Origin of the sequence: Kribbella alba, assembly GCF_039529635.1 — a bacterium.
Taxonomy (GTDB): Bacteria; Actinomycetota; Actinomycetes; order Propionibacteriales; family Kribbellaceae; genus Kribbella; species Kribbella alba.
In genome coordinates this window covers 22,256-39,987 of sequence record NZ_BAAANE010000017.1, presented here as the reverse complement: position 1 = coordinate 39,987, position 17,732 = coordinate 22,256, and the positions used below count along the sequence as shown (strand labels likewise).

Sequence of the window (17,732 nt, the reverse complement as noted above, 5' to 3'; positions counted from 1 at the left end):
CACGCCTCGTGAGTCGACTGTGCGGACCGTGTCGTCTGTAAACGTTTACAGACGACACGCTTCTTACCCTCGCGCGCAGACTCCTCACACTCGACGCGTGAGTCACGCGGACGTCGTACGCGGTCAGGGGGTCTCGACGGCGTTGGGGATTGCGCCGCCGTAGCGGCGGTCGCGTTGGGCGTAGAGCTCGATCGCGCGCCACAGGTCGCGGCGGTCGAAGTCCGGCCAGAGCGTGTCGAGGAAGACCATCTCGGCGTAGGCGAGCTGCCAGACCAGGAAGTTGGACGTGCGCTGCTCCCCCGACGACCGCACGAACAGGTCGACCTCGGGGATGTCCGGCGCGTACAGATGCCGCGCGATCGTCTTCTCGGTGATCCGGTCCGGGCTCAGCTTGCCCGCGGCAACCTCCGCGGCGATCGACTTCATCGCGTCGACGATCTCCGCCTGCCCGCCGTAGTTCACGCAGAACTGCAGCGTGATCGTGTCGTTGTCCTTGGTCCGCTCCTGGGCGTTCTCGAGCTCGGAGATCACGCTCTTCCACAGCCGCGGCCGGCGCCCCGACCACACGACGCGGACTCCCATCGCGTCCAGCTCGTCCCGCCGCCGATGGATCACGTCGCGGTTGAACCCCATCAGGAACCGGACCTCCTCCGGCGACCGGGCCCAGTTCTCCGTCGAGAACGCGTACGCCGAGATGTACTTCACGCCGATCTCGATGCCGCCCTTGATCACGTCCAGCAGCGAGGCCTCGCCCATCTTGTGCCCCTCGGTCCGGGGCAGGTTCCGGGCCTTCGCCCACCGCCCGTTCCCGTCCATCACGATCGCCACATGCCGCGGCACCAGCTCCGCCGGAATCGCCGGCGGCCGAGCCCCCGACGGATGCGGCTCAGGCTGCAGCACAGGCCCCCGCCGACGACTTTCCACCCGACCACGACGACGAGACAGAGGCGACATACCCCAGATCCTCTCCCATCCGCCTTGCCGATCCGGCGGCTGGTCCCCTTATCCACAGCCCCTCCGACGCGCCCCGCCGAAACCTGCCAGGATTCCTCGTTCATGGTTCCGCACCGGATGAGGGAGATATACAGTTGACCGTACTTCATATATACGGAGGCGCGACGATGACCAAGACCCTCATCGACATCGACGACACCCTCCTGGCCAAAGCCGCCGAAGCCCTCGGCACCACCACGAAGAAAGACACCGTCAACGCGGCTCTGGCCCGAGTGGCCCGGATCGCGGCCACCGAGGACCTGATCGCCTTCGCCCGCGCCGGCGGATTCGACGACCTGCTGGACCCGGAAGTGATGAAGGGCGCATGGCGCCACTAGCCACCTACCTGGTCGACAAGAGTGCCCTCGCCCGACTGGCTCGTCCAGAGGTCGCATCTGTCCTCCTCCAACTGGTGAAGGCCGGCCTCACGGCAACCACCGGGATGGTCACGCTGGAGATGCTCTACAGCGCGCGGAACTCCGCGGAACACGACCGCATCCGGTCCGGCCTCGCGGCACACGAATGGCTGCTGACCATCGACGAGGACTTCGAGCGGGCAATCGAGGTCCAGCGCCAACTGACTGCCCTCGGCAAGCATCGCGCCGTCTCCCTGCCAGACCTCGTGATCGCAGCCGTCGCGGAGCGCCACAAAGTCACCGTCCTCCACTACGACGCAGACTTCGACCTGCTCGCAGAACTAACGGGCCAGCCAACCCAGTGGGTAGTCCCCCGCGCGTCCCTCGGGTAGCGCACGCTCCTGCTGCCTGTGGATAACCCTCAGGCGGGAACCCTCCGTATGGCAGCCTTATACCGTCTGCAACACCCACCGAACGGAGCCGTTCTGCAATGATCCGCCGACCGCTGCTCGCAGCCGCCGCCCTCTGCGCCACTCTGACGCTGACGGCCTGCAACGGCTCCCCCGAAGCCGGCCGGCCCAACACCACCCCGCCGCCCACTGCCTCCCCGACCACGACACCAACGCCATCCCCCTCGACGCCAACCTGGACCGAAGAGGAACAGGCCGCCATCACCTCCGCCAAAGCTCGCTATCTCGCTGCGAGGGCCGCCGTTGACAAAGCATTTGCGGAACCGGCCAAGCTTGATCGGAACGCCTTGCAGAAGTCCGGGAACGGCGGCGAGTGGATCATCGCGGTCATTGGGGATGCGATGAATCTAGAGAGGTACGGCTGGTACCGCAGCGGGACTGTCAAGGTGTCATCGACACAGGTGACGTCGGTCAAGCTCGGCATTGAGCAGCCCGAGGTGAGACTCACAAACTGCATCGACACCTCCGGCGTGGTGTCCCGATTTCAGAAGGACCATCAGCCCGTTCCGATGGGGCCCGGGAACGGTAAACGTCACAAATTCTCGTCACAACTAGTCTTCGCTCCGCCTGCAGAAGGCGGAGCGAAGATGTGGTTCTTGGTCGCTGATAAGGCAGCGGGAACATGCTGAGCCTGGGAACGCAGCGGGTCCTGCTCATAGCTGTACTGATAATCGGCGCCACGACCGTGATGTCAGGCTCCGCACACGCCGAGAGCAGGCCTCCAAAACCTGGACCCAACTATGTGTGGGCATGCTTCGGAGCGGTCGGCGACTGCACCTGGGTCCTGCGCAGCGCAATTGGCGGTGATGGGTCAGGCGACCAGCAGGTCGGTGACAAAGGCGGTAATAAGGCGAAGCCTGTATGTCAGCACGGAGGCGCCGCGCAAGCCTGCAGCTCCAAGCTTGGAAATTGGTCGAACAGTCAGCAGTGCTATTTGCAGAGGGAAAGTCCTCAGCCCCCGTTCTCGGATGTTCGGTGGGGTGGCCACACCGACGGCTCCATCTGGGCGTGTGTTCGGGAGCAGGGGTTTGATCAGGGGCGGCATTTGGTGACTCGGTGGGTTTGGTTGCCTGGGGAGCCAGACACGGTGGTGGTGGATCCGGTGACGTTGGCGTATCGGGCGGTGGCGGCTATGCAGCTGGCGCCGCCGGTGGTGCGGAGTGCGCCGGCGGCGGGGCAGGTGGGGCTGGTGAATATGCCGGTGTGGTTGTGGGTGGAGCAGTCGGAGAACACCTGGGGGCCGATCGTCAGGCAGGCGAGTGTGCCGGGGTTGACGGTGACGGCTACGGCCAAGGTGAAGGCGGTGGACTGGAACATGGGTGATGGGAAGACAGTCCGCTGCGACGGCGCCGGTACGCCGTACAGCAAGTCCTATGGGATCAAGGCGTCACCGGATTGTGGTCATCTGTACCGCAAAACCTCGCGGGCGCAGGCGGATTGCAAGTACAAGGTCGGCGCGACCACCCGGTGGGATATCACCTGGCAGAGCACGCTCGGCGACACCGGCCAGATCTCGATGACCCAACAGGCCGCCACCCAGCTCCAGATCGGCGAAGCGGTCCCCGTCCTGGTGGATCCAGCCGGCGGCCAGGTCAGTAGTCCGCCGAGTCCGCGCGGGGGGTGCTGATGGTCAGTGGTCCACCGAGCCCGCGCGAGGAGTGCTGATGGTCAGGTCCAGGTGAGGGAGGGAGCGGAGTTGGCGGTCCAGGTGCCAGGTTACGAAGGCGGCTACGAGGGTGTTGGCTTCGCGGCGGGTTCGGGGGTCGGCTTGTTCGGCGATTGGCCAGTCGCCGGTGAGGAGCGCGGCTAGCAGGGTGACGGTGGCGGGGGCCGGCATTGCTGCGGCCGGGGGGCGGCAGGACGAGCAGAGCATGCCGCCGGCGGCGGGGCTGAAGGCTCGGTGCGGGCCTTCTTCGCCGCACTTGGCGCAGTCGCCGAACGAAGGGGCGTAGCCGGAGATCGCCAGCGAGCGGAGCAGGAACGAGTCGAGGACGAGGCCCGGTTCGCGTTCGCCGGTGGACAGGACGCGGAGGGCTCCGGCCAGCAGGAGGTGCTGCTGGGTCGCGGGTTCCTTCTCCTCGACGACGAGGCGGTCCGCGGTTTCGAGGAGCACGGTTCCGGTCGTGTAGCGGGCGTAGTCGCCGACGATGCCTTCGCCGTACGCCGAGATCGACACGGCCTGGGTGACCACGTCGAGGGTCCGGCCGGTCGCGAGTTGCAGGTCGACGTGGCTGAACGGCTCGAGCCTGGCCCCGAACCGCGAGGAGGTCCGGCGGACACCCTTGGCGACCGCCCGGATCTTGCCGTGGGTGCGGGTCAGGAGCGTGGCGATCCGATCGGCCTCACCCAGTTTCTGGGTGCGGAGCACGATCGCTTCGTCACGGTAGAGCGGCACCCGCCCAGTCTCTCATCACGGCTGCGAAAGCCAGGCCGACCGAGCTCAGGCCTCAGTGAGGGACCGGGAAAGGTATTCCGACAACCCGATCGGCGGATGCCCGGTGATGTCCTCGACGGCACTGCTCACGTCGCTGAGTTCCCCGCTGGCGATCGCGGCGTACGTCGTCACCCAGCCCGCCACCTCCCACGCGGGAGCGCCGAAAGACTCGCGCGAACGGTATGCCTCGTCCAGCGTCTCCGCCTGGTACCGCACGGGCCGTCCCCACGCAGAGCTCAATTCCGCGGCCGCCTCGGCCAGGGTGAACGCGGACGGCCCGGTCAGGTCGTACGTCATTCCCGAGTGCGACGACTCCACCAGCACTCGAGCAGCCACGTCGGCAACGTCGTCGCGGGCCACGGCGGCAACGCGCCCGTCCCCGGCAGGTCCGCGGATCACGCCGTCCTCACCGACCATGTTTGGGATGAAGTCCAGGTAGATGTTGTCCCGCAGGAAGGTGTACTCGACGCCGCTCGCCCGGATGTGCTCCTCCGTGTGCCAGTGGTCCCGCGCGAAGGTGAAGGTCGCACCCGGCGCCGCCCCGACGAACGACGTGTACACGATCCGCCGTACGCCGGCCGCGACCGCGGCATCAACCGTTGCCTTGTGCAACGAAACGCGATCGGCCGATTCGGAGGCACTGACCAGCAGCAGCGTGTCCACCCCGTCCAGGGCGTTCAGCAGAGAAGCCTTCTCCCCGTACGCCGCCTGGGCGACCTCGGCGTCCGGCAGTTGCGGGGCGCGGGCCGGATCCCGCACGAGCAACCGCAGCGGCACCTCGGACTCCGCCAGCAGCCGCGCGACTCGTCCGCCCACCTGACCCGTGGATCCGGTCACGGCGATCCGCGAGTCAGGCTGTTCGGTCACGACCACCTCGACGTCAGCCGGGCCGGTGTCTTCCATCCAGCTCATTGGTCGACCATCTTCATGGCACCGGGGTTGTACCGGTCCCCCGCCACCGCGTCGGGCGGGAATGCCTCGTCCAGTGCGGCAAGGTCCTCCGCCGACAGCGAGACGTCCACCGCACCGAGGTTCTCCGCCAGGTACTTGCGGCGCTTCGTCCCCGGGATCGGCGCAACGTCATTGCCCTGAGCAAGCAACCACGCCAGCGCCAGCTGCCCTGCGGTGACGCCCTTGTCCGCCGCCATCGATCGGACCTGCTCGACCAGATCGAGGTTGCGCTGGAAGTTCTCACCGGTGAACCGCGGCATCTCCCGCCGCATGTCGTCGGCCTCGAAGTCGTCCGGCGAGGTGATCTGCCCGGTCAGGAAACCGCGGCCCAGCGGGCTGAACGGCACGAACCCGATCCCGAGCTCCCGCAGCGTCGGCAGCACCCCGGTCTCCGGGTCGCGGGTCCACAGGGACCACTCGCTCTGTACGGCGCTGATCGGGTGCACCGCGTGCGCCGCGCGGACCGTGTCGCCCGACACCTCCGACAGCCCGAGGTAGCGGACCTTGCCGGCCTCAACGGCCTCGGCCATCGCGCCGACCGACTCCTCGATCGGCACCTGGGGGTCGCGCCGGTGCAGATACCAGAGATCGACGTGGTCCACGCCGAGCCGCCGCAGCGAGGCATCGATGGCGGTCCGCGCGTACTCCGGGCTGCCGTCCACTACGTTCGGCATCGCATCGCCGGCCTGCCGCCGCTTGAAGCCGAACTTGGTCGCCAGCACCACCTCGTCCCGCCGGCCCGCGAGGGCCCGGCCGACGAGTTCCTCGTTCGCGCCGTCGCCGTACACGTCGGCGGTGTCGATGAAGGTGCAGCCCCCGTCGATGGCGGCGTGCACGGTGGCGATCGATTCGGCGTCGTCGCCCTGGACACCGTAGGACTGGGACATCCCCATGCAGCCGAGGCCGAGGCTGGAAACGGTCAGTTCTCCGAGCTGGGATTCACGCATAACCCGAACCTACCGCCGCGGCGCCGCCGCTCGGCGTCGGGGCTGGACACCACGCTCAGTAGTCGTCCTGATCGCATTCAGCAGCAACGCTTGCATCGAGGGACAAAGGTGCGACGGTTCGTACAACAACTGAGCATCGTTGCCAGGTCAGCGGCAGACTTTGGACCGCACGCTTCGTAAATTCAGCGAGTCAGATAAGCGGCGGGGTCTGGGGGGCCGGAATGTTTCTGCGGCGGGCATTGCGTTACCGGTATGCCCAGGCGCTGGTTCTAGCCGGGGTCAGCCTCCTGATCGGGACCTGTGCCGTCTTCGCACCGTGGTTCGCCCGAGCGGTCGAGCAGACCGTGACCACCGAGACACTCGCGAGCCAGCGACTGTCCACGGCCTGGCAGCTGGAGGCAGCTCCACCCAGCACGTTCAGCGGCCCCACGGCAGCCAAACAGCCGGAGGAACTGACCCAACTCCTCCCGGACGACCTGAAACCGCTCTTCACGCCTCCTGTCTACGGGCTGACCACGGACGTCCAGTGGAAGCTGCCGACGGATGACAAGGACGTCAAGATGGTGGCGAAGTTGGTCTGGCGAGACGGCTACTGCGCCCAGCTCGTACTCACCGAGGGTCGTTGCCCGCGCAGCGCTGATGAAGTGGTCGCGTCCACCGCTGACAAGGCGAACTTCACCGCGAAGATCGGCGCGACGCTCCAGGCCAAACCGACGGGCTACACCGGCGGGGGCAACCTGACCGTGGTCGGGATCTACCGGCCCGTCGATCAGCCGGCGGACTACTGGTTCGGGCGCGGGCCAGTAGGACACTCGCACCCGGCGGAGTATCCGAACGAGGCGTCCGGCGACTTCCTGCTGACCGATCGCACCACGTTCACCAAGGGCATCTGGGGTCAGCGCTCCACGCTCGACACCCGGCCGATGTCCGGAGTCGCGCGGGCTGACGACCTGCAGCGCATCGAGGACGCGACCACGAGGGTCGACGGCAATGCCGCGGAGCTCGAGCTGAACGCCCGCAACAGCTCGGGCCTGATCGGGGTGATCGACCGGATCCAGGCCGAACGCAAGCAGGCGACCACGATCATCCCGCTGGTGATGGTGCAGGTCGCCCTGTTCGGCGTGGTCGTCCTGGCGCTCGCGCTGGCCGCCGTGGTAGACCAGCGACGCCCCGAGCTCGCGGTGGCCCGCCTGCGCGGATCCAGCGCACGGCGTACGGGACGGGCGTTAGCGGTCGAGCTCGGCGCGCCTGTGCTGACCGGGATGCTCGCGGGCATCGTCAGCGGGTTCGGGCTGCTGCTGGTCGTGAGAGCTACCTGGCTGAACGACGGGGCGCCGCTCGAGTTGCCGTGGACCGTGCCTGCCGCCATCGCACTGGCTGTTGTCGCAGGAGTCGCCGTCGTGACCTGGTCGGTACGGGCCGTCGTACAGCAGCCGATCTCGACGCTGTTGCGGCGGGTGGTGCCGCGGCGCCGCGGCCGGGCTCTCGGCGTGATCGACCTGATCATCATCGTGCTGGCGTCGGCCGGCCTGGTCGCCGCATTGACGGGCGGCGGTCGTGGCCCGCTGCCTGTGCTCACGCCCACGCTGCTGGCACTGGCAGTCGGCCTGACCTTTGCTCATCTGCTGCTACCGGCAGCGGGACTGGTCAGCCGCCGGGCGCTCCGCCGGGGGCGTTTGGGCCTGGCGCTGGGCGCCTTGCAGGTCTCCCGTCGCCCGGCGGTGACGCGAATCGTCGCTGTTGTCGCTGTGGCGACGGCCTTGGCATCCTTCGCGGGTCAGGCCGCGTCCGTTGCCGGCGACAACCGTCAGCTGCGCGCCGGGTACGAGACCGGGGCCGACGGCGTGCTCTCGATGACCTCCACCGACCTGGGGGTTTTCACCGCGGCGGTCGACAAGGTCGACGCGGACCGGCAATGGCTCACTCCGGTGGTGCTGGTCAGACCGCCGTCGCCGGACGCGTTGAAGACGATGATGATCGAGCCGGACAGCTTCCGGCGGATCGCCTTCCGCGGTGACGAGCTCACCAACTCGGCAGGCTTCGAGGCACTCAAGGCCCCCGGCAATCTGGCTCCCGTCGAGCTTCGCAGTCACAACCTCGAGATCACCGCGACACCGGGGCCGATGAAGCCCGTGCTCCCGCCGACCGTCAACGGCGAACTACCGCCGCCGCAGCCGCCCGCCCGGTCCGTCATCCTGACGGCGAACGTCGTCAGCCTGCGCGGCGGAGCACGGTTCCTGGTCAGGTTCCCACCGATGCCGCTGGTGCCCGGCAGGACGTTCGAGCTCAGTGCCCAGGTCAACTGCCCGTTCGGGTGCCGGCTGGTCCGGCTCGGCGTCGCCCGTGACCTGAACGACTCCTCCGGGTTCCAGGGTGATGTCGTGATCAGCAAGCTCGCCTCGGACGACAAGCCGTCGATCCCGCTCGGCCGGGCAGAGGACTGGAAGCCAGTGAAGCAGACCGGCGCCGTCACCGGATCGATCGCAGCCAAGGACGGACGGGCCGATGGGCTGACGCTCGAGCTCACCAACACCGGCAACGACCAGGATCTGCAGCACGCCTCGGTGCCGACCATCGCACCCGCGCTCGTCGCGCCCGGTTTCGCGGTCAACGACACGACCACCGTGCCGGGGATCGACGGACTCGCACTACCGATCGAGCAGATCGACGCACCGCAGGGCCCGATCAACCGGTACTCCGACCACACGGCCGTGCTCGATCTGGAGACAGTACGGCGGTTGGGTGGTTCCGTGGACGAGGGGGCGACCGCGTTCGAGATCTGGCTCAACGCCGACGGGCTGGCGAACTCCGCGAAGCTCGTCGAGGAACTCGGCAAGGCTGGGCTCTCGGCGACTCTGGTCGACCGCAGGCAGGACCGGATCGACGGTTACGGCCGCTCGGCGAGTGCACTGGCGTTGCAGCTGACCCCGGTCGTCGGGATCGCCGGCTGGTCCCTGGCGATCATCGTGCTCCTGCTCATGGTGGTCACCTCGTGGCGGTCCCGGGCCCAGGACTACGCCAGCCTGCGCATCACCGGCGTACCGGCCAACACCACAGGGCGAGCAGCACGCTGGGAGCAGACCGGGCCGGTCGCGCTCGCGGCGTTGCTCGGAACCATCTGCGGCATCGTGGGTGCGCAGATCGCGCTGCCGTTGATACCGCTGTTCGCCGAAACATTGGAGGCCTCGCCGATCCCGCTCGACCTGCAGACGAATTGGGTCGTCGCACTGGCGCTCTGGCTGATCGGAACCGCAGTACTGACCACGACCACCATGCTGCTCGGCACCGGCGTCAATCGGCGCGCCGGCTACAGCCGGATCCGGGAGGAGCTGTCATGAGTGGGCTCGCGATCAGCACCAGCGGCTTGGTGCACATCTACCGCAGCCAGGGTCACGACGTCGCCGCCCTGTCCGGCATCGGCATCAACGTCCGCCCGGGCGAGCTCGTCGGCCTGCTAGGACCGTCGGGTGCCGGGAAGTCGACGTTGCTGCAGCTGTGTGGTGGGCTGCTGACGCCGAGCGCGGGGCGGTTGCAGATCGGCGAGCACAACGTGGCGACGATGACCGAGGCGGAGCTCGACCGGATGCGCGCAGGCGATGTCGGCATCGTGCTCCAAGGCGCAGGGCGCAACCTCGTTCCTTATCTGACGCCTGAGGACAACATCCGCTACGCCCAGGGCGCCGCTCCCCGCGGCCGGACGTTGCCGACGCCTCTGGAAGTCCTCGAACTCGTTGGCCTGAGCAACAAAGCTCATGCGCCACTCGCGTCCCTCACGCCCGGGCAGATCCAGCTCTGCGCGGTCGCTGTGGGGATCGCCACCTTCCCCGGGCTGCTGCTCGCCGACGAGCCGACCAGCCAGCTCGATCACCACGCCCGCGACGAGGTCCTCGCGGCGATCTCCACGATCAACGCAACCACCGGCATGACCGTGCTGCTGATCACCCACGACCCCGAGGTCGCGGCCGTCCTCCCCCGCACCATCACCATCCGCGACGGCCGGATCGCCTCCGAGGGCCGTTCCGGCGAAGAGTTCGCCGTCGTCGCCACGGATGGGTCGCTGCCGCTACCACCGCATGTGGCCGAACTGCTCCCACCCGGCACCCTGCTGCGCGTCACCACCGAGGACGGGAACGTCCGCCTCACCCCGGTCGGGCAGGAAGGTCAGGCATGATCACGGTCACCAACCTCACCGTCGCGTACGACGAACTGGTCGCCGTGGCGGACGTGTCGCTCCGAGTACCGCCCGGGTGTGTCCTCGCGGTCAGCGGGCCGTCCGGCGCCGGGAAGAGCTCGTTGCTCTGGGCAATCGCCGGCGCGGTCGCGGCGAGGTCCGGCACCGTCGAGGTGGACGGCCTGACGATCACCGACCGGCCGGGTGCCGCCGCGCACCGCGTCGTACTCATTCCTCAGGGCAACGGTCTTGCGCGCGTGCTCACGGCCCGCGAGAACCTCTCGATGCCACTGCTGGCCGATCGCGCGCTCATCGGCGTACTGAACCGGCGTCGCGGCGGCTCCGGCGACGAGCCCGAGTACGAGCGGGAGGACGAGCGGAGCCACGCCCTCGACACCGTGGACCGGACCATCGCGAAAGCCCTCGCCGACGTCGGGCTCGAGGACAGCGGCGACCATCTGGTCGAGGAACTGTCCGGCGGTGAACAACAACGCGTCGCCGTCGCGCGCGGTATCGCCCAGCACGGCCGCGTCATCCTTGCCGACGAATCCACCAGCGAACTCGACAGCACCAACCGAGAACGCGTCCTCAACCTCCTCCGCCGCGAGGCCGACCGCGGCGCCGCCGTCATCATCGCCACCCACGACCCCAACGTCGCCGCCGGCGCCGACGGCCACGCCACCATGGACGAAGGCCACCTCACCTGGGAACGCCGGCTGTAGTTCTCAGGTGAGGTGTCGACCAGCGAGGCCTTCGCTCAGGCGGGGGTGATCTTGCCCAGGTAGAGGTACATGATGACGAAGTTGTCGGCGTACGGGGCGTTCAGCAGGATCTTGTCGTCGTCGGCGGGGAACTTGGCGACGCGGACGCCTTCGAGGGCAGGGTTGTTGCCGTACCGCTCGAACAGCGGAACCTCGGGCAGGAGTTCGTTGTAGGCCATCGCGGCGGTGGTCACGTTCTTCTTCTGCTCGTCGAGGTTCAGCCCCTGGGCGGACTTCTCCACCACGGCCTGGAGGTCGACCGGCCCCGACGCGAGTTCCTGCTTCAGCGGGAAGTTCATGCCCTTGCCGCCGGAGTTCGCCGCGATCACGTAGTTGAAGGTGTAGAGGTCCTGGACGAACGCGAAGTACGGGTGCGGATGGTTGGACGCGCCCCAGCCCTGGATGGCCAGGTCGAACTTGCCGGCCAGGACGTCGGGGTTGAGCTGGGTGAAGGTGATGCCGCGCTTGGTGATGTTGAACCCGAACTTGTTCAACTGGTCCGCCGCGTTGGTCGCCGACGGGTTCCAGTCCGCGAACTCGGCCGGGAACTTGATGTCGTAGTTGGCGGGCTTGCCGGCCGGCGTCATCCATTTGCCGCCGGTGTTCTTCCAGCCGGCTTCCTGCAGCAGCGACGTCGCCTTGTTCAGGTCCTTCTGGTAGGTGTTCAACTTGGCCTGGTCGGCCTCTGAGATCCAGTCCGGCACCGTGATGTCGGAGAACCCGGCCATGAACTTGACCGCCTTGCCCGAATCACCGAGCGCGATGGTGCCGTTCTCGTTCCGGTCGATGACGTACGCGATCGCCTGTCGCACGCGCTTGTCGGCGAACTCCGGGTGCGAACCGTAGTTGAACACCAGGGACGGACCGGAGTACACCGGTGGGCGCAGGATCCGGAAGCCGTTGGACTCGAAGCCCTTCTCGCTGGCGACGGCGAACCCGTGGGTGGCGTAGTCGACGTCCTTGTTCATCACGGTCGCAGTGACGTCCGAGGTCTCCCCGTTGTAGAGGACGACCTTGGTGAAGCCGATCTTGTCGGCCATCAGGCCCTTGTCGTTCTTGACCAAGGTCATCTGCGCGTTGGTGATGGTCTTCATGTCGTAGTTGAACGGGCCCGAAACGACGGGGTTCTCCGGGCGGAGCTTCTGGAAGTCGGCGTTCAGGCTCTTGCCCTCCCCGTCGTCCAGGCTGGCCTTCGCCTTCCGCAGCGCTTCCGCCTTGGTCGCGAACTGACCGTAGACCGCGTCGGGCAGGATCGGCGCCCGCAGGATGTAGCGCTCCAGCACCGTCGAGGGGGTGCCGATGGTGAAGACCACCGTGTTGGCGTCGCCTGCCTTCACGTCGGACAGGAAGGTCCACGACTGCTGGCGCATCAGCCAGTGCAGGTTGAAGGTGGAGACGACGTCCTTGCTGGTCACCGGCGTGCCGTCGCTCCAGGTCAGGCCGGACCGCAGCTTGAGGGTGTACGTGTTGGTCTTCTCGTCCAGGGTGCTGGACTCTGCCATCAGGTATTCCCACTTCTTGTCCGACCAGTAGTACATGGCGGCGCTCGGATAGATCAGGTCCAGGTACGGGCTCTGTTGCTGCAGCCCATCGAGGACACCGGCCCCCAGGTTCAAGTGACCCTTGGGCGGCACCTGGTAGGGATACGCGCCGTGGAACTCCTTGTTGCCGGACTTGCCGCCGCTGTCGTTCTTGGGAGTGCTCGGCGAGCATGCTTCGAGCGTCCCGATGCCGGCGATGCCGACCCCGGCGATGCCGAACAGCTGGAGAACGTGCCGACGGGAGACAGCATTGGTCTCAGCACTCGCGCCGGACTCGTTGTTGCCGGTGGGACTCATCCGATGTCCTTTCCTGATCCTGACCGCACGCCGGGCGTGGTCAGGGTTTCTGGGTCGAAGAACTGACTACACGTCCTCGCGTTTCCCGCGGCGCCGCGTCAGGACGACGGCGGCGACGACGATCAGGCCCAGGAACAGGCCGATACACAAGGTGAACAGGGTGATGACGAACTCGGGGGTGCCCGGCGTCAGGGTGAGCAGCAGGACCACGCTGGCCAGCACCAGGAACGCCGCCCAGCCGAGGGCGACCCGGCCGACCGCGGGCGGCATCAGGCGACCGACTCATTCGGCCCACCCGCGCGGGCGCCATCGCGGGCCACCACATGACACGCAGCCGACTGACCAGGCCGTACTTCGAGCAGCGCGGGCACCGCGCCATCGCACAGACCGGGCTCGAACAGGCCACAGCGCGGATGGAACGTACACCCGCGCGGCAGGTCCGTCAGGCTCGGGATCTCCAAGCTGCGCAGCGATCCAGCGCCCTTGGTCCTGGTCAGGTCGGGATCGGGTTCGGGGATCGCGTCGATCAGCGCCCGGGTGTAGGGATGCGTCGGCGCGTTGATGATCTGGCGGGTCGGGCCGAACTCGACGATCCGGCCCAGGTACATGACGGCGGTCTTGCCGTGCCAGCCGAAGTACTTCGCGATCGCCAGGTCGTGGGTGATGAAGAGGAAGCCGACGCCGAGTTCGTCGCGCAGCCTGCCGAGCATCGCCAGCACGCTGATCCGGATCGACACGTCGAGCATCGAGGTCGACTCGTCCGCGATGATGAGCTTCGGGTCCAGGGTCAGGGCGCGCGCCACGGCCGCCCGCTGCCGCTGACCACCCGACAACTGATGTGGGTACTTCGGCAGGTAGGCCTCGGGCGGCGTCAGGTCGACCTTCGCCAGCAGCTCGGCGGCTCGCTCGGCGGCGGCCTTCGCTCCCTTGACCACGCCGTGCTTGAGCAACGGCGCGGTGAGCATCTGCTGGATCGTCCGTGTCGGGTTGAGGGAGGCGTACGGATCCTGGTGGACGTACTGGACGCTACGGCGGAAGGTGGTGAACTCGCTCTTCTTCAGCGACCAGATGTCCTTGCCGCCGAAGGCCACCTGCCCGCCGCTCGGGCGCGCCAGGCCCGCCGCCATTCGGGCCGCTGTGGTCTTGCCGGAGCCGCTCTCGCCGACCAGGCAGAGCACCTCGCCGGGGTTGACGGAAAGACTGACGCCGTCGACCGCGCGGATCGGGCCGGCCTTGGTGTCGAACACCTGGCTGACGCCCGCGAGCGTCATCAGCGGCTTGTCAGCCGCGGCTGGGGACGTCGAGACAGTCTCGGTGGTGGTCATGATGCCGTCCCCAATTCATCGGCAGCCGGTCTGTCGGCAGCCGGTTTCGGGCGGTCGAGGTGAACCTGGTCGGAGTGGATGCACGCGACTTCGTGCGCGTCGCCGGGCTGGTCCGTGACCGGCAGCAGCGGCGGGTCGGTCTCTCGGCATTCCTCGGTGGCGAACTTGCAGCGGGGGTTGAAGGTGCAGCCGGGCGGTAGGTCGGCAAGGCTCGGCGGGCCGCCGGGAATCGACTCGAGGTCGGGCAGCTCGCCGACGATCGGCGGCACCGCATTGATCAGGCCGAGCGTGTACGGATGCCGCGGGCGGTAGAACAGGTCACGAACTCCACCCGTCTCGACGATGCGCCCGGCATACATGGTGGCGACGCGGTCGGCGAGCTCGGCGGCCAGCGAGAGGTCGTGCGAGATGAAGATCATCGAGAACCCGAGCCGCTCGCGGACCTCGTGCAGCACGTCGACGATCGACCGCTGGGTGAGGATGTCCAGCGCGGTGGTCGGCTCGTCGAGGATGAGGATCTCCGGATCGAGCAGCAGACTCATCGCGATCAGCACCCGCTGACGCATCCCACCAGACAGTTCGTGCGGGTAGCTGTCGAGCACCCTGCCCGGCTCCAGCCGCACCAGCCGCAGCAGTTCCCCGGCCCGCTCCTCGATCTCCGAGCGCGAAGCCTTGGTGTGCGCGCGCATCGTGTCGTGCATGTGACCGCGGATCTTCAGCACCGGGTTGAAAGCGTTCATCGCGCCCTGGAAGACCATCGCCGCATCCCGCCAGCGGAACCTGCGCAGATCGCGACTGTCCAGCCCGAGCACATCGATGACAGTGCCGTCCTGGCGGTTGAAGGTCACCTTGCCGGTGGCCGTGCCCAGCTTCGGGAGCAAGCGCAGCAGGCCCAGGCCCAACGTCGTCTTGCCGCAGCCGCTCTCCCCCACCAGGGCGAGGCTCTCGCCCGGGTAGAGGTCGAGGTCGACGCCGCGGACGGCCTTCACCGTGCTGCCGGCTCCGGTCCGGTACTCGACGGCGAAGTCGCGGACGGACAACAGCGGTTCGCCCTTGCCACCACGGACGGCGCGAGCCGCGCCTGCAGAAGTCGTCGTCACCATGGTCACCGGTCCCGCAGGCGAGGGTTGAGGATCTCTTCGAGCGATCTGGTCATCATCACCAGTCCCAGCAGCAGCAGAACGATGGCCACGACCGGGCTCAGGATGAACGCCAGACTGGCATCGTTGAAGATCGCTCCCGCGATCCAGGCGCGGTTGAGCATGATGCCCCAGTTGGAGCCGGTCAGCGGAGCAAGACCCAGCAGATAGAGCCCGACCAGGGCATAGATCGCGTTGGTGACACCGATCATGAAGTTCATCAGGATGAAGCTCGCCATGTTCGGCAGGATCTCGACGAAGACCACCCGGACCGTGCCGAGGTCGAGCAGCCTCGCCGCCTCGACGAACTCCCGTTCTTTCAGCGAGAGGACTTGGGCGCGCACCGCTCGGGTGAGCACCGGCCAGGACAAGCCACCGACCAGCACGCCAAGCAGGATTGGTGAGTCGAGCTTGATCAACGAACCCAGCACCGCCAGCAGCACGATCTGGGGGATGGTGAGGACGACGTCGGCCACGGTGACCACCGCCGAGTCGAACGCGCCGCCCAGATAGGCGGCCAGCGACCCGAGGACGATCGCGATGATGGTCGAGACCGCCGCGGCGAAGAAGCCGATGAAGATGACGGCCCGGCCGCCGTCGATCATCTGGATCAGGACGTCCTTGCCCTCGTTGTCCGTGCCGAGCAGATGACCCGGGGATCCGGCCGGCAGCAGGATCGACTTCACGTCCGGGCTCAAGGCGGGGGTGAAGAACGGCCCGATCGCCGCGATCGCCACCAGCAGCAGCACGATCACGAACCCGATGAAGCCCGACGGGCTGCGCCGCATCGACCGGATGATGCCGGAGAACCTGGAGACGTTCGTCGTACCGATCGCCGCGACGGCGCCGGCAGTGGTCACAGTGTCAGCCATCTGTCGTCACCCCTTGGCCTTGGCGGCGGTGCGGATCCGCGGATCCAGCCGGCCGTAGAGAAGATCAGCGAGCAGGTTGGCGACCACCACCGAGATGGTGATGACCAGGAAGATCCCTTGCAGGACGGGGTAGTCGCGACCCGACACCGCGGTGTAGAGGCTGTAGCCGATGCCCTGGTAGCCGAAGATCTTCTCCACGAAGATCGACCCGCCGACGACGAACCCGAGGGACACGGCGAGCTGGCTGAACAACGGCAGCACGGCGTTCCGGCCGACGTACCCGGCTCGGATCCTCGCGTCAGTCAGCCCTCGGGCCCGGGCGACGGTCACGTAGTCCTCGCCGAGGGTCTCGACGGTGGAGGACTTCATCACCAGCGCCCAGGAACCGACCGTGGTCAGGACGTACGCGATGATCGGAAGCGACGCGTGGTACAAGGCGTCGTTGAGGAAACTCAGGCTGAACTCGGGCGACATGCCGGGCGAGTAGGAGCCCCGGATGGTCGACAGGTCGAAGAGCTGCAGTTTCACGCCGAAGAAGACGACGATGATGATCGCGAGGATGTAGTTCGGGATCGCGTGCAGCAGCGAGCCGATCGAGGTCAGCACGTGGTCGATCCAGCTCTCGCGCCGGTAAGCCATCAGCATCCCGGCCAGGATGCCGATGCCGAAACTCAGGATCGTGGCGATGCCGACCGAGAAGAGGGTCCAGGGCAGGTACGTCTTGATGACCTGCGCCACGGTGGTGCCGGGCGAGAGCAGCGAGTTCCCGAAGTCACCATGGAGCACGTTGCCCAGGTAGTCGAAGTACTGCTGGATCAGGGGTTCGTTCGGATCCAGCGAGAACAGGCCGCGGGCCTGCGCGGCCGCCTCGGCATACGAGACGCCGGTCTGCGCGATCTGCGTCTGGATGTAGGTGTCGACGGGGTTACCCGGCAGCAGCCGGACCAGGAAGAACGTCAGCGTAGTGACGAGGAAGATGGTCAGGAGGGCCTTGCCGAGGCGCCGCACCAGCCAGGCATCGGCCAAGCGCCGCGCGGGCGACGGTTTCGGTTCCTCGGGCAGTCCTTCGACCAGCCTCGGAGCCGGTGTGTCGACGGCATCGCTCACTGCTCACCTCCACGGAACTACCGAAGGACGGCGGGTGTGCGCCGGACCCAAAGATCCGTCGAAACGGTGTTCCTGGCACCGTCATTAAGAATGCTGCGTTGCATGGATCTGCGCACAGTGACGCTAGTTTGGACAACCACACACACCGCGTCAACGGTTTGACAGAACGCGTAACACTAAATCGCGTACAGTGATCGAACGATTGCTCAGCGCATCAAAATCGTGCGCAGCGAGAACGCCAGCGCCGCGTGGCTGGTGACGAGCGCCGCCTCCCGGTCCGCGGTCGCGCCTGCGCGGAAGACGTCGTACCAGGAATCGAAGAGTCCGGAGTCGGTCGCGTCGATCTCGCGCACGGTGATCACCTGCCG

At 67.3% G+C, this 17,732-nt stretch carries 18 protein-coding genes; 7 read left to right on the top strand and 11 right to left on the bottom strand.

The window, feature by feature from the left end; translation table 11 throughout:
- Positions 1-123: 123 nt before the first annotated feature.
- Positions 124-954 (bottom strand): isoprenyl transferase, encoded by an 831-nt coding sequence (locus ABD210_RS31880; protein WP_344116713.1) that lies wholly within the window; start codon positions 952-954, stop codon positions 124-126.
- 167 nt (positions 955-1,121) lie between these two features.
- Here ABD210_RS31880 and ABD210_RS31875 point away from each other — a divergent pair, with 167 nt between their 5' ends.
- The 4 genes from ABD210_RS31875 to ABD210_RS31860 all read left to right on the top strand — a co-directional run bounded on the left by ABD210_RS31875 (position 1,122) and on the right by ABD210_RS31860 (position 3,446).
- Positions 1,122-1,331 carry a type II toxin-antitoxin system VapB family antitoxin gene (locus tag ABD210_RS31875; protein ID WP_344116711.1) on the top strand — a complete coding sequence of 70 codons (210 nt, stop codon included), beginning with the start codon at positions 1,122-1,124 and terminating at the stop codon, positions 1,329-1,331.
- A complete protein-coding gene (locus tag ABD210_RS31870; protein ID WP_344116709.1) occupies positions 1,319-1,741 on the top strand; it encodes a PIN domain nuclease in 423 nt (140 codons plus the stop codon). Before ABD210_RS31875 ends, ABD210_RS31870 begins: the two co-directional genes overlap by 13 nt.
- Before the next feature lie 98 nt (positions 1,742-1,839).
- Complete coding sequence (locus ABD210_RS31865) at positions 1,840-2,448, top strand: hypothetical protein (RefSeq protein ID WP_344116708.1); 609 nt, start codon at positions 1,840-1,842, stop codon at positions 2,446-2,448.
- Positions 2,449-2,921: 473 nt separating this feature from the next.
- Positions 2,922-3,446: a hypothetical protein gene (locus ABD210_RS31860; RefSeq protein ID WP_344116706.1), complete on the top strand. Its 525-nt coding sequence runs from the start codon at positions 2,922-2,924 to the stop codon at positions 3,444-3,446.
- Between the two features lie 3 nt (positions 3,447-3,449).
- On the opposite strand, the gene recO is transcribed toward ABD210_RS31860, so the two are convergent.
- From recO to ABD210_RS31845, 3 genes are read right to left on the bottom strand one after another with little or no spacing between them, the layout of a single operon-like run.
- Entirely contained in the window at positions 3,450-4,214 is a 765-nt protein-coding gene (gene recO, locus ABD210_RS31855) for a DNA repair protein RecO (RefSeq protein ID WP_344116704.1), read from the bottom strand.
- Between the two features lie 45 nt (positions 4,215-4,259).
- Positions 4,260-5,165, bottom strand: a complete 906-nt coding sequence (locus ABD210_RS31850) for an SDR family oxidoreductase (protein WP_344116702.1) — start codon at positions 5,163-5,165, stop codon at positions 4,260-4,262.
- Positions 5,162-6,151 carry an aldo/keto reductase gene (locus tag ABD210_RS31845; protein ID WP_344116700.1) on the bottom strand — a complete coding sequence of 330 codons (990 nt, stop codon included), beginning with the start codon at positions 6,149-6,151 and terminating at the stop codon, positions 5,162-5,164. Before ABD210_RS31845 ends, ABD210_RS31850 begins: the two co-directional genes overlap by 4 nt.
- A gap of 221 nt (positions 6,152-6,372) precedes the next feature.
- Between ABD210_RS31845 and ABD210_RS31840 the strand changes: the two genes are divergently transcribed.
- From ABD210_RS31840 to ABD210_RS31830, 3 genes are read left to right on the top strand one after another with little or no spacing between them, the layout of a single operon-like run.
- On the top strand, positions 6,373-9,489 hold the full coding sequence (locus ABD210_RS31840; RefSeq protein WP_344116698.1) for an FtsX-like permease family protein: 3,117 nt from the start codon (positions 6,373-6,375) through the stop codon (positions 9,487-9,489).
- Complete coding sequence (locus ABD210_RS31835) at positions 9,486-10,322, top strand: ABC transporter ATP-binding protein (RefSeq protein WP_344116696.1); 837 nt, start codon at positions 9,486-9,488, stop codon at positions 10,320-10,322. Before ABD210_RS31840 ends, ABD210_RS31835 begins: the two co-directional genes overlap by 4 nt.
- The gene (locus ABD210_RS31830) at positions 10,319-11,044 is read left to right on the top strand and encodes an ABC transporter ATP-binding protein (protein WP_344116694.1); all 726 of its coding nucleotides are present in this window, start codon (positions 10,319-10,321) and stop codon (positions 11,042-11,044) included. Before ABD210_RS31835 ends, ABD210_RS31830 begins: the two co-directional genes overlap by 4 nt.
- A gap of 35 nt (positions 11,045-11,079) precedes the next feature.
- Here the strand turns inward: ABD210_RS31830 and ABD210_RS31825 are convergent, their stop codons facing one another.
- The 7 genes from ABD210_RS31825 to ABD210_RS31795 all read right to left on the bottom strand — a co-directional run bounded on the left by ABD210_RS31825 (position 11,080) and on the right by ABD210_RS31795 (position 17,726).
- A complete protein-coding gene (locus ABD210_RS31825) occupies positions 11,080-12,921 on the bottom strand; it encodes an ABC transporter substrate-binding protein (protein WP_344116692.1) in 1,842 nt (613 codons plus the stop codon).
- Positions 12,922-12,987: 66 nt separating this feature from the next.
- Positions 12,988-13,191, bottom strand: a complete 204-nt coding sequence (locus ABD210_RS31820) for a hypothetical protein (RefSeq protein WP_344116690.1) — start codon at positions 13,189-13,191, stop codon at positions 12,988-12,990.
- Positions 13,191-14,246, bottom strand: a complete 1,056-nt coding sequence (locus ABD210_RS31815) for an ABC transporter ATP-binding protein (protein ID WP_344116688.1) — start codon at positions 14,244-14,246, stop codon at positions 13,191-13,193. Before ABD210_RS31815 ends, ABD210_RS31820 begins: the two co-directional genes overlap by 1 nt.
- Positions 14,243-15,346 (bottom strand): ABC transporter ATP-binding protein, encoded by a 1,104-nt coding sequence (locus ABD210_RS31810; RefSeq protein ID WP_344116686.1) that lies wholly within the window; start codon positions 15,344-15,346, stop codon positions 14,243-14,245. The genes ABD210_RS31815 and ABD210_RS31810 overlap by 4 nt, the downstream gene beginning before the upstream one ends.
- 5 nt (positions 15,347-15,351) lie before the next feature.
- Positions 15,352-16,257 (bottom strand): ABC transporter permease, encoded by a 906-nt coding sequence (locus ABD210_RS31805; RefSeq protein WP_344116684.1) that lies wholly within the window; start codon positions 16,255-16,257, stop codon positions 15,352-15,354.
- A 6-nt stretch (positions 16,258-16,263) separates the two neighbouring features.
- Positions 16,264-17,364 carry an ABC transporter permease gene (locus ABD210_RS31800; protein WP_344116683.1) on the bottom strand — a complete coding sequence of 367 codons (1,101 nt, stop codon included), beginning with the start codon at positions 17,362-17,364 and terminating at the stop codon, positions 16,264-16,266.
- A gap of 206 nt (positions 17,365-17,570) precedes the next feature.
- Positions 17,571-17,726: a hypothetical protein gene (locus ABD210_RS31795; RefSeq protein WP_344116682.1), complete on the bottom strand. Its 156-nt coding sequence runs from the start codon at positions 17,724-17,726 to the stop codon at positions 17,571-17,573.
- Positions 17,727-17,732 lie beyond the last annotated feature (6 nt).